This is a genomic window from Kribbella swartbergensis, assembly GCF_054784135.1.
Genome location: NZ_BAAGPM010000064.1, coordinates 104,744 through 115,152 on the forward strand (window position 1 = coordinate 104,744; position 10,409 = coordinate 115,152).

The 10,409-nt window shown below is 70.1% G+C and carries 11 protein-coding genes and 1 pseudogene; 6 read left to right on the forward strand and 6 right to left on the reverse strand.

What is annotated here, in order from left to right; genetic code table 11:
* The first annotated feature begins 3 nt into the window (after positions 1-3).
* Positions 4-294 carry a cupin domain-containing protein gene (locus ACYVOK_RS35010; RefSeq protein WP_460666908.1) on the forward strand — a complete coding sequence of 97 codons (291 nt, stop codon included), beginning with the start codon at positions 4-6 and terminating at the stop codon, positions 292-294.
* On the opposite strand, the gene ACYVOK_RS35015 is transcribed toward ACYVOK_RS35010, so the two are convergent.
* Both ACYVOK_RS35015 and ACYVOK_RS35020 read right to left on the reverse strand, forming a co-directional pair.
* Positions 295-1,233, reverse strand: a complete 939-nt coding sequence (locus ACYVOK_RS35015; protein ID WP_460666909.1) for an SMP-30/gluconolactonase/LRE family protein — start codon at positions 1,231-1,233, stop codon at positions 295-297.
* A gap of 75 nt (positions 1,234-1,308) precedes the next feature.
* Positions 1,309-2,295, reverse strand: coding sequence for a pirin family protein (locus ACYVOK_RS35020; protein WP_460666910.1), 987 nt, complete (start codon positions 2,293-2,295; stop codon positions 1,309-1,311).
* A 174-nt stretch (positions 2,296-2,469) separates the two neighbouring features.
* Here ACYVOK_RS35020 and ACYVOK_RS35025 point away from each other — a divergent pair, with 174 nt between their 5' ends.
* The 4 genes from ACYVOK_RS35025 (at position 2,470) to ACYVOK_RS35040 (ending at position 4,823) form a co-directional block, all read left to right on the forward strand.
* Positions 2,470-3,327, forward strand: a complete 858-nt coding sequence (locus ACYVOK_RS35025; RefSeq protein ID WP_460666911.1) for a bifunctional methylenetetrahydrofolate dehydrogenase/methenyltetrahydrofolate cyclohydrolase — start codon at positions 2,470-2,472, stop codon at positions 3,325-3,327.
* Positions 3,324-3,620: a hypothetical protein gene (locus ACYVOK_RS35030; RefSeq protein WP_460666912.1), complete on the forward strand. Its 297-nt coding sequence runs from the start codon at positions 3,324-3,326 to the stop codon at positions 3,618-3,620. Before ACYVOK_RS35025 ends, ACYVOK_RS35030 begins: the two co-directional genes overlap by 4 nt.
* A complete protein-coding gene (locus ACYVOK_RS35035) occupies positions 3,620-3,889 on the forward strand; it encodes a DUF3017 domain-containing protein (protein ID WP_460666913.1) in 270 nt (89 codons plus the stop codon). Before ACYVOK_RS35030 ends, ACYVOK_RS35035 begins: the two co-directional genes overlap by 1 nt.
* 307 nt (positions 3,890-4,196) lie before the next feature.
* Complete coding sequence (locus tag ACYVOK_RS35040) at positions 4,197-4,823, forward strand: LysE family translocator (protein WP_460666918.1); 627 nt, start codon at positions 4,197-4,199, stop codon at positions 4,821-4,823.
* A 305-nt stretch (positions 4,824-5,128) separates the two neighbouring features.
* On the opposite strand, the gene purH is transcribed toward ACYVOK_RS35040, so the two are convergent.
* Genes purH through ACYVOK_RS35055 form a run of 3 tightly spaced genes read right to left on the reverse strand, consistent with a single transcriptional unit; the run spans position 5,129 to position 8,587 of the window.
* Complete coding sequence (purH, locus tag ACYVOK_RS35045) at positions 5,129-6,688, reverse strand: bifunctional phosphoribosylaminoimidazolecarboxamide formyltransferase/IMP cyclohydrolase (RefSeq protein ID WP_460666914.1); 1,560 nt, start codon at positions 6,686-6,688, stop codon at positions 5,129-5,131.
* Complete coding sequence (purN, locus tag ACYVOK_RS35050) at positions 6,685-7,317, reverse strand: phosphoribosylglycinamide formyltransferase (protein ID WP_460666915.1); 633 nt, start codon at positions 7,315-7,317, stop codon at positions 6,685-6,687. Before purN ends, purH begins: the two co-directional genes overlap by 4 nt.
* A gap of 10 nt (positions 7,318-7,327) precedes the next feature.
* The gene (locus tag ACYVOK_RS35055; RefSeq protein ID WP_460666916.1) at positions 7,328-8,587 is read right to left on the reverse strand and encodes a cell division protein PerM; all 1,260 of its coding nucleotides are present in this window, start codon (positions 8,585-8,587) and stop codon (positions 7,328-7,330) included.
* A gap of 185 nt (positions 8,588-8,772) precedes the next feature.
* Between ACYVOK_RS35055 and ACYVOK_RS35060 the strand changes: the two genes are divergently transcribed.
* Entirely contained in the window at positions 8,773-10,101 is a 1,329-nt protein-coding gene (locus ACYVOK_RS35060) for a hypothetical protein (protein WP_460666917.1), read from the forward strand.
* Positions 10,102-10,158: 57 nt separating this feature from the next.
* Here ACYVOK_RS35060 and ACYVOK_RS35065 read toward each other — a convergent pair.
* A pseudogene (locus ACYVOK_RS35065) lies at positions 10,159-10,409 on the reverse strand (succinate--CoA ligase subunit alpha); the annotation flags it as partial.

The following is a 10,409-nucleotide window of genomic DNA, read 5'->3' on the forward strand; positions in this document are numbered from 1 at the left end:
TCTGTGGCAGACACTGCGGTCCGCGAACTCTTCCCCGGCATCCGGTTGCGCTCGTTGTGGCGCGGAGCGAACGGCGCGACCGCGCACGTGCTCGAGATGGACCCCGGCGCCAGCTGGGAGGGGATCGACGTCCACGAGCCGGGGCCGGAAGAGGTGTACGTCGTCGACGGCGTCTTCAACGACGGCCACCGCGACTACCCGGCCGGCTCCTTCATCCACTGTCCGGCCGGGTCGTCACACGTACCGCAGACGAAACAGGGCTGCACCCTGTTCCTCTTCTACCCCGAGGGCTGATCAGGGCTTCTTCAGTTGCACCACGTCGAAGTCGGTGCCGGGCGGCGCCCCCGGGCCGAACGGCGGCGGGAAGCCGAGGTCGAAGCGAGCGTTGACCAGGGCAAGCCTGTTCCCGCTCTTGGCGACCGTGGTGGGAATGCGGAACAGGTCACTGGTGACGACGGCGGTGATGCGACCACTGGTCAGGTCGGGACTGAGCCTGATCTTGAGCAGGCGCTCGGAGAAGTTCTCCACCACCCACAGGGTTCTGCCGTCGAGCAGGATGCCGTCAGGCGTTCCGGGGGTGATGCTGCCGCCGGTGATCTCGATGAGCCTGCTCGAGCCGGTGCGCGGATTCACCAGGTACAGCTCGCCGCGCGACGAGTGCCCCAGGATCAGCGCCTTCCCGTCCCGCGTCGCGTCGATCCCGTTCAGGTTGGGGAATTCCCCGGGGACCGCCGCCGGTCCGCTGAGCGGGATCGTCCGCGGCGTACCGATCCTGCCGCCCTTCCCGATCGGGACCTTGTAGATGACCGGCCTGAACGTGTCGGTGAAGTACGCCGCGTGATTGGTCACGGTGACGTCGTTGATCAGGCTTTCGCTGGTGCTGAGCACCAGGTCCTTGACGGTCGAGCCGTTGCGGGTGCTGTAGACGTAGCCGTGGCCGGTCGCACCGCCGGCCACCCAGAGCCGTTTCGCGGACCGCTCGACCTTCATTCCCACGGCGACCCGGCCCGGCGGTGCGTCGACGAAGATCGCGCCCTTGCCGGTGCGCAGACTGCCGCGGTAGATGTCACCACTGGTCAGCGATCCGACGTAGAAGGTGGACCTGGGCCCGGTGGCGATTCCTTCCGGCTGGAAGTCCGTCGGCAACGGAATCGACGCCGGGAAGGGTGCGCCCGCGGAGACGGTCAGTGCCACCGCGGACACGATCAGCGCAAGCTTGCGGAAACGCGACATGATGCCCCCCTGAAAATCCCCGTTTCCCCTTGTTCGGACGGTAGAACCGGGGATTCGGGATGTCCAGGCCGGGGGCTAGTCGGTACTGCGCAGTTCCGTCGGGGCGCCGTGGACGGCCGGGATGGTGCCGAGCTTGCCGGCCTGGAAGTCCTCGAAGGCCTGGATCACCTCAAGACGGGTGTTCATCACGAAGGGTCCGGCCATCGCGACCGGCTCCCGGATCGGGCGGCCGCCCAGCACCAGGACGTCCAGGTTCGGCTCGGCCTGCGGCTGCGTCGTACCGGCCGCCGTACGGATCGTGTCGCCCGGGCCGAAGACGGCGAGCTGACCCTTGCGGATCGGGCGGTGCTCGGCGCCGACCGTGCCCTGTCCGGCCAGGACGTAGACGAGTGCGTTGTAGTCGGGCTGCCACGGCAGCACCATCTCCGCGCCGGGGCTGACCGTCGCGTGCACCAGCGTGATCGGCGTGTGCGTCGAGCCCGGCCCTTCATGACCGTCGACCGCGCCCGCGATCACGCGGATCAGCGCGCCGCCGTCCGGCGTGGACAGCAGGGCCGAGTCGCCGCCGCGGATGTCCTGGTAGCGCGGCGGGGCCCACTTCTGCGCCCGCGGCAGGTTCACCCAGAGCTGGATGCCGTGGAACAGGCCACCACTCAACACCAGATGCTCCGGCGGAGTCTCGATGTGCAGGAGTCCGCTTCCGGCGGTCATCCACTGGGTGTCGCCGTTGGAGATGACACCGCCACCGCCGTTGGAATCCTGGTGCTCCATGATCCCGTCGAGCATGTAGGTGACGGTCTCGAAGCCGCGGTGCGGGTGCCAGGGGGTGCCCTTCGGCTCACCCGGCGCGTACTCCACCTCGCCCATCTGGTCCATGTGGATGAACGGGTCGAGGTCACGCAGGTCCACGCCGGCGAAGGCACGCCGTACGGGGAAGCCCTCGCCCTCGTAGCCGCTGGGCGCCGAGGTCACCGACCGGACCGCGCGCTCGTTCGCGACGGCCGGGTCCGGCTGGTGGATGCGGGGCAGCACGGTGATGTCGCTGACGGTCACGGCGGGCATGATGGTCTCCTCGCTCGGGTAGTTAAAGAATAAACTACTCACCTCAACTCCGGCAAGAGCACCGCCATTCCTCAGCCGAACTCCGGCCCGGCACACGTCAGCCGGGCACCGCGCGGTTGGCCGGCGGGGTGCGGATTGTGAGGGCCTGGCGGTCCGCACCTAGACTCATACGTCGTGACGGCGCAGATTCTGGACGGCAAGGCGACGGCAGCGGCGATCAAGGACGAGTTGAAGATCCGGGTCGCGAAGCTGGCCGAGCAGGGTGTGGTGCCCGGGCTCGGCACGATCCTGGTCGGGGACGACCCGGGCAGCCGGGCGTACGTGGCCGGCAAGCACCGCGACTGCGCGGCGGTCGGCATCGCCTCGATCCAGGTCGAGCTCCCGGCCGAGGCGACCCAGGCCGAGATCGCCGCGAAGGTCACCGAGCTCAACGAGAACCCGTCCTGCACCGGCTTCATCGTCCAGCTTCCGCTGCCCAAGCACGTCGACACGAACGCGATCCTCGAGCTGATCGACCCGGCCAAGGACGCCGACGGCCTGCACCCGGTCAGCCTCGGCAAGCTCGTCCTCGGCCAGGACGGCCCGCTCCCCTGTACGCCGAAGGGCTGCGTCGAGATCCTGCGCCGGTACGACGTACCGATCGCCGGCGCGCACGTGGTCGTCGTCGGCCGGGGTGTGACCGCGGGCCGCCCGATGGGGCTGCTGTTCACCCGCCGTACCGAGAACGCGACCGTGACCCAGTGCCACACCGGCACGAAGGACCTCGCCGCCGTCGTCCGCACCGGCGACATCGTGATCGCGGCGGCCGGGTCCGCCGGGCTGATCACCGCCGACATGGTGAAGCCGGGCGCGGTTCTGCTGGACGTCGGCACCAGCCGCAACGCCGAGGGCAAGATCGTCGGCGACATCGAGGACGGGGCCCGGGAGAAGGCGGCGTGGATCGCGCCGATGCCGGGCGGCATCGGCCCGATGACCCGCGCGATGCTACTCACCAACGTGGTAGAAGCCGCCGAAGCGAGCCTGACCCAATGAGCGTCCCGGCCCTGGCCTACGCCGCCGATGCTGTGTCGGTCGTGCCCCGGGTCGCCGACGCGGTCCCGGTCGCGGCCTGCGCCGGCGGTGCTGTCCCAGTCCCGGCCCGGGTCGCCGACGCTGTCTCGGTCGCGGCGTGCGCCACCGACGCTGTTGCTGCCGGCGGCAGGCATCTGGCCGGTGTGCTTCGGTTCGATGCTGTCGGCACTGCGGCTGTTGCGATCACCTCGCGGATGTCGAGGCGCCGTACGACGTACCCCACCCGCCAGGATGGGTCGGGGGCGGCGTGCTGATGGCGGGCGAGGCCCAGCGCCGGAGTGAGTGGCCTCTGGTCCTGTCACTCCTGGTCGCGGCGACCGGTCTGGTCGTGCTCACTTTCTACGACTGGCGCAACGGCGTACTGATCTTCTCCGGCGCTATCCTGCTCGCCGGCCTGCTGCGCCTGTCCCTCACCGACTCCGCCGCCGGCCTCCTCCACGTCCGCGGCCGCACCTTCGACACCGCCCTCCTCCTAGGCGTAGGCCTAGCCATCGGCACCCTCGGCCTCATCGTCCCCAACTGACCCCGGGCCAGGCCTACCCCACGCGTACGACGCAGCCGTCCTCGTCGCTCCGCTCCTCGACACGCCCGCTACGCCCGCTCCCGGGTTGTCGCCGGTGTGTTTCCCGCCGGCATTTCGCGGGCTTATCGCCCGCAGCCGACTGCTCGGGGACTGCGCGGAAGAACTCGACCACGTCGACAGGGACTCGGCGCCGGTCGCCGCCGCCAGCTGGTGTTCGGGCTCACAGCGGCGTTTCCACCGCTCTGGCGGTCTCGCCGGGCGGCGGTGGGGGTTCACAGCGTCGTACCGGGGTGCTTGGGTGAGCGGCATGGACATGACGACGCTGCTGGCGTTCTCCGTGGCCTGTGTGGTGCTGAACCTCGTGCCGGGGCCGGGAATGATGTTCATCCTGGCCCACGGGATCGGAGGCGGGCGCCGCGCCGGCGTGGTCGCTGCCGCGGGGATGGCGAGTGGCACGGTGGTGCACACCGCGGCGGCTGCACTCGGTCTGAGCACGCTGCTCCGGGCGGCTCCGTACGCACTGGATGTCGTTCGGCTGGTGGGCGCAGCAGTTCTTGTCTACCTGGCGATCACGGCTCTGCGGTCAGCTCGCGCCGGTGCGGACGCCCGCCGGGTGAACAGCTCACGGTCTCTTCGACGGACCTACCTGTCGGCCGTCCTCACGAACCTCGCGAACCCCAAGGTGGTCCTCTTCTACCTGGCCTTCGTGCCGCAGTTCCTGACCGTCGGCGGCTGGCCCACCTCTGCTCAGATCCTTGTTCTCGGCACCGTGCTCGTGCTGATCGGCATCATCATGGATTGCGCCGTCGGCGTCGCGGCCGGTGGGCTGTCCGCGCTGTTCCTCCGCCGGCCGGCCATTCAGCGCGGACTCAAACGCCTCTCAGCAGCCGTCTTCGGCACCTTGGCCATCCGCCTGGTTGCCGACGGCCACTGATCCCAAGCACGCGCAGCGGAGCCGAGGATCGAGCACCCACGAAAGCACGCGTGGCCTCCAATCCAGGACACGTGGGACAGCGCGGTAACAGTTTCTCCCATCCCACCACGTCCCCCCGGGTTGTCGCCCGCGGGCGATAAGCCCGCAGATCGCCGGCGGCAGCCGGCAAGGGAAACACCGGCGGTAGCCGGGGGGTGGGTGGGAGCGGACGTAGCGGAGGCGACGAAGGAGCGTCCGCGAAGCACGCGTGGGTTACAACCGCAGTACGCCTGGACTCCCCTTACCCGTACGCGTGGGTCGGCTGGTTAGTGGAAGAAGTGGCGGGTGCCGGTGAAGTACATGGTGATGCCGGCCTTTTCGGCTGCCTCGATGGCGGCTTCGTCGCGGATGGAGCCGCCGGGCTGGACGACTGCTTTGACGCCGCCTTCGATCAGGACCTCGAGGCCGTCGGGGAACGGGAAGAAGGCGTCCGACGCGGCGACCGAGCCGGCCGCGCGCTCACCGGCGCGGGAGACGGCCAGGCGGCAGGAGTCGACGCGGTTGACCTGACCCATGCCGACGCCGACCGAGGCGCCGTTCGAGGCGAGCAGAATCGCGTTGGACTTGACCGCGCGGCAGGCCTTCCAGGCGAACGCGAGGTCCGCCAGCACCTCCGGAGACGCCGGCTCACCGGCCGCGAGCTGCCATGACGACGGGTCGTCGCCGGGCGCCTGGAACCGGTCGGTGTGCTGCAGCAGCAGCCCACCGCTGATCGCCCGCATCTCCACCTGCTCCGCGGCCGACAGCGGCGGCGCGACCAGCAGGCGGATGTTCTTCTTGCCCCGCAGGATCTCGACCGCACCGTCCTCGTACGCCGGGGCGACCAGGACCTCGGTGAAGATCTCCGCGACCTGTTTGGCCAGTTCCACCGACACCGGCGCGTTCGTCGCGATCACACCGCCGTACGCCGACACCGGGTCGCACTCGTGGGCGCGGCGGTGCGCCTCGGCGATGTCCTTGCCGACCGCGATGCCACAGGGGTTCGCGTGCTTGATGATCGCGACCGCGGGCTCGGTGAAGTCGTACGCCGTACGCCGGGCCGCGTCGGCGTCGACGTAGTTGTTGTACGACATCTCCTTGCCGTGCAACTGCTCCGCGGCCGCCAGACCACCCCGGCCGTTCACATAGAGCGCCGCCGGCTGATGCGGGTTCTCGCCGTACCGGAGACCGGCCGCCTTGTCCCAGACCGCGCCGACCCAGGCCGGGAAGCCCGAGCCCTCGCTGGTGTCGCTGACCGCGTTGCCCATCCAGGACGCGACGGCGACGTCGTACGACGCCGTGTGCACGAACGCGTCGACGGCCAGCCGCTGCCGCTGCTCGGCGGTGAAGCCGCCGTCGCCCAGCGCCGCGACGATCTCCGGGTAGCGCGACGGCGACACCACGACCGCGACGTTCGCGTGGTTCTTCGCGGCACCGCGGACCATCGACGGGCCGCCGATGTCGATCTGCTCGATGCACTCGTCCACCGACGCGCCGGACGCGACGGTCTCGGTGAACGGGTAGAGGTTGCTCACCAGCAGGTCGAACGGCTCGACCCGCATCTCCTTGAGCTGCTCGACGTGCTCCGGCTTGCGGACGTCGGCCAGCAGGCCGGCGTGCACCATCGGGTGCAGCGTCTTCACCCGGCCGTCCAGGCACTCGGGGAACCCGGTCAGCTCCTCGACCTTGGTGACCGGTACGCCGGCGGCGGCGATCCGGGCCGCGGTGGAGCCGGTCGACACCAGCTGGACGCCGGCCTCGGAGAGTGCCTTCGCGAGCTCCTCCAGACCGGTCTTGTCGTAGACGCTGATCAGCGCCCGGCGGATCGGCCTGCGGTCGGTGCTCACTTCAGTCGAACCTTTCGTCCGGTGATGGTCCAGCCCTGGCGGACCAGCCGGCCGACCCACTCCACCAGTTGGCGGCGTTCGACCTCCTTGATCCGCTCGGTCAGGGTTTCTTCGGTGTCGTCGTCCAGCACGGGGACGGCGACCTGAGCGATGATCGGGCCGGTGTCGACCCCGCCGTCCACGAAGAACAGGGTCGCGCCGGCCACCTTGACGCCGTACTCGAGCGCGTCCCGCGGCCCGTGGATGCCGGGGAACGACGGCAGCAGCGCGTTGTGCGTGTTGATGTAGCGGTCGCCGAAGGCCTTCAGGAAGTCCTCGCCCACCAGCTTCAGGAAGCCCGCGGAGACGACCAGCTCCGGCTTGTACTCGGCCACGGACGCGGTCAGCGCGCGGTCCCAGTCGGACCGCTCGGGGTAGTCCTTGACCTTGTGCACGAAGGTCGGCACACCGGCCGTGGCGGCCCGGTCCAGCCCGGCGATCCCGTCCCGGTCGGCACCGACGGCGACGACCTGGGCGCCGTACGCCGGGTCGGCGCAGGCGTCCAGCAGGGCCTGCAGGTTCGACCCCGATCCCGAGACGAGCACGACGAGGCGCGCAGGTTCAGGAGTGGGCGCAACCGGGTCTGTCACGGCCCGAAGCTTATCGCCCGGCGTCCGCCTCGCCGTCAACCGGTCGCCGGGAGGCGATCACCGCGGCTGTGATCGAGGCACCGATCGCCATGCCTGCAGCCAGTACGCCGGCCGCCGGCAGTGCGGCCGGGATCCCCACGGCCGACATCCGCCCAGGCCCCGCGGAACCACCGGACAACGCCATGAGCAGGTAGAGCACCAGTCCGGCGAGCAGAGCCGCCATTGCACCCCGCAGCGCGAAGGCGTCCCAGCCCAACGCGTCGGCGTCCTCGTCGGTCAGCCCACGCCGGGACACCACCAGCCCGGCGACCACACCGGCGGCCAAGGGCACCAGAGCGGTCAGCACGAGCAGGTACGTCGGTGTGGCCCCGTCCGCAGGTACGGCGGCCAGGAGCGGCAGCGCAGGCAGGTTGCCGACGTCCACACCGGTCGGTGCGATCGTCGTACCGACTCCCAGCTGGAATCCGGGTCCGGCGAGGAACGAGACGACGTACAGGACCATGTTCGGGACCAGCATCAGGCAGATGGCGAACAGCACCGCCGACCCGACCACACCGGCGTCCAGCAACTCCAGCATCCCGGTGACGCGCGAGAAGTGGATCGCGAGGAGTACGCCGTACAGGAGCGAGGCGATCGCGATCACAGTCAGTACGGCGGCAGCCGCGGCCGAAACGGCATCACGCAGGCCGCTGGGAGTCGCGTCGACGATGTCCTCGGCCGCACCGGATTCGACCAGTACGCCGAGTGCCCCGGCGATGAGAGCCAGCGACGCGGCGCCCAGGAACGCGGACAGCGGAGAGACGCGCAGCGACCCGTCGGACGTGAGCAGGGCGATGATCAGCGCGGCCAGACCGTAGACGAGGGCGAACGTGCCGGAGAGCACGACGAGGTCCCTGGTCCGGTCCGCGGCGCTGCTCCGGGCAGCGGACTTGCCGCCTCGGTACAGGCACCAGCCGAGGAAGAGCGTCAGCCCCAGCGGTGCGATCGTGATGGAACCACTGCCCAGTGTCACACCGGCCTTGTGCGCGACCAGCCAGGCCGAGGCGCCTGCCCTGATGGCCCCCGAGGCACCGCCGAACGTGGCGGCCAGCCAGCCGATCACGGCCACCGCGGCACACATCAGCAGACCGGTGAGCAGGCAGGCGCCCGCGGAGATCACGGCCGACAGCACCAGAGGCTTGGTCGGGACCGGGGCAGACCCGGGCGCGTGATTCTGCCCACCGTGGGGTCCGCCGTCCCGGGCACCCGGACGGCTCAGCATGTCGGTCATCTGACCCCCATGGTCTCCCCCCGCGGGAGACCACTCGTTCTGACACGCCGGATATGGAAGACTTCGGCCCGCTTGTTCACGCTCAGTCGACGCGTGCGCATCTGCCGGTATCCGCGCTCGGGCTGACTGGGGACGACCCGGGGCCAACGGGTACTGTCGGGTGGAATCAGTCAGGAGGTCGAGCTTTGGCCGGTTCCCACCGCGCACCACGCGGCGGCAGTCGCGCCGCTGCCCGGGAGGCGCGCCGGCAGAAGGCGCGCAAGCGGAACCAGACGATCGCCGCCGGGGTCGCGGTCGTCGCGCTGGTCGGCGGCGGCGGGGTCGCCGCGCTGAACGCCTTCGGTGGCGACGATGCGTCCGGGCCGAAGTCCAGTACCTCCGACGACAAGTCGGCCGCCTCGACCGTGCTGGCCGACGCCAAGGTCCTGCTCGACGCCACCACGGCCAAGCCGCTGGGCGCGACCGGCGCCTGGGCGATCACCAAGACCGCCGACGGCAGCAGCGCCCCGGAGCGCTCGTTCGTCTGCCAGTCCCAGCGGTTCGCCGACCCGGCCGGCCTGCGCACCTGGGTACGCACCCTGCAGAACTCGGCCACCAAGGACACCGCGATCCAGTACGTCGAGGTGTCCAACGACAAGGCCGCGGCCGGCAAGGCGTACACGTCGATCGTCGGCTGGCTCAGCGCCTGCTCCACTCCGCAGATCCGGCTGGCGTCCAGCTACGTGATGACCGGGGTCGGCGAGCGCGGCGTGATCGCGGTCTTCGGCCAGCCGTCCGGCGGCAAGACGAAGTACAAGACCGTCGCCGTCGCGGTCGCCGGCCAGGCCACCATGGTTCTCGAACACGACTCCCTCGCCAGTACGCCGCCCAAGCCCGGGCCGGTGCTGGCCGCGGCGACCGCGGGCGTGAAGCGGATCTGCGCGGAGAGCGGCGGCTGTGGCACCGGGGCACCGGTGGCCAGGCCCAGCCTGCTGCCGACCGCCGAGGCGCCCGGGTTCATGGCGCCGGTGGACCTGCCGGTGCTGAGCGGTATCGACAAGCCGTGGGTGAGCAGCACCGGCACCAAGATCGGCGCCGGCACCGGCTGCGAGAAGATCGACCTGAAGAAGGCGAAGGCGACCAAGTCCGGCACGGTGACGTACGTGACACCGGAGGCCAAGGTGCCGACCGAGTTCGGCCTGGACGACACGGTCGCGAAGTTCGCCACCCCGGCCGCCGCGAAGGCGTTCGTCGACCAGATCCGCAAGAACGTCGACGGCTGCGAGAAGAACGTCTCGAACGCGAAGGTGAAGTCGACCGGGACGGTGTCGGCCGGCGCGGTCAAGGGTGAGACCTGGCGGGCGTCGTACGACACCGGCGGCGGGAAGACCTTCACCTACCGGATCGGCATCGCCGTCGCCGGGGACCGCGCCGTCTACCTGCTGTTCCCGGTGCTGAAGGGCCTGGACATCTCCGACTCAGCCTTCAACGAAACCCTCACCCGAGCAGCCGACCGCTCAGCCACATACAAATAGCCTCCCCGGACAACGAGAACGGCCCCGGGGGTCCGGGGCCGTTCTGTGGGCTGATGGTTACTTTGTCAGGGTTTGCATGATGTCGCGCATCAGGTTGGCGGTTTCGGTGGGGGTCTTGCCGACCTTCACGCCGACGGCCTCCAGGGCCTCCTGCTTCGCGGCCGCCGTACCGGACGAACCGGACACGATCGCGCCCGCGTGACCCATCGTCTTGCCCTCCGGCGCGGTGAACCCGGCCACGTAGCCGACGACCGGCTTGGTCACGTTCTCCTTGATGAACGCCGCCGCCCGCTCCTCGGCGTCACCGC

Excerpts from the sequence above, each read along its gene's own strand:
- ACYVOK_RS35020 (WP_460666910.1), bottom strand. The coding sequence starts at position 2,295 with ATGCCCGCCGTGACCGTCAGCGACATCACCGTGCTGCCCCGCATCCAC.
- ACYVOK_RS35035 (WP_460666913.1), top strand. The coding sequence starts at position 3,620 with ATGGCGGGCGAGGCCCAGCGCCGGAGTGAGTGGCCTCTGGTCCTGTCA.
- ACYVOK_RS35055 (WP_460666916.1), bottom strand. The coding sequence starts at position 8,587 with ATGACCGACATGCTGAGCCGTCCGGGTGCCCGGGACGGCGGACCCCAC.
- ACYVOK_RS35015 (WP_460666909.1), bottom strand. The coding sequence starts at position 1,233 with ATGTCGCGTTTCCGCAAGCTTGCGCTGATCGTGTCCGCGGTGGCACTG.
- ACYVOK_RS35030 (WP_460666912.1), top strand. The coding sequence starts at position 3,324 with ATGAGCGTCCCGGCCCTGGCCTACGCCGCCGATGCTGTGTCGGTCGTG.
- ACYVOK_RS35040 (WP_460666918.1), top strand. The coding sequence starts at position 4,197 with ATGGACATGACGACGCTGCTGGCGTTCTCCGTGGCCTGTGTGGTGCTG.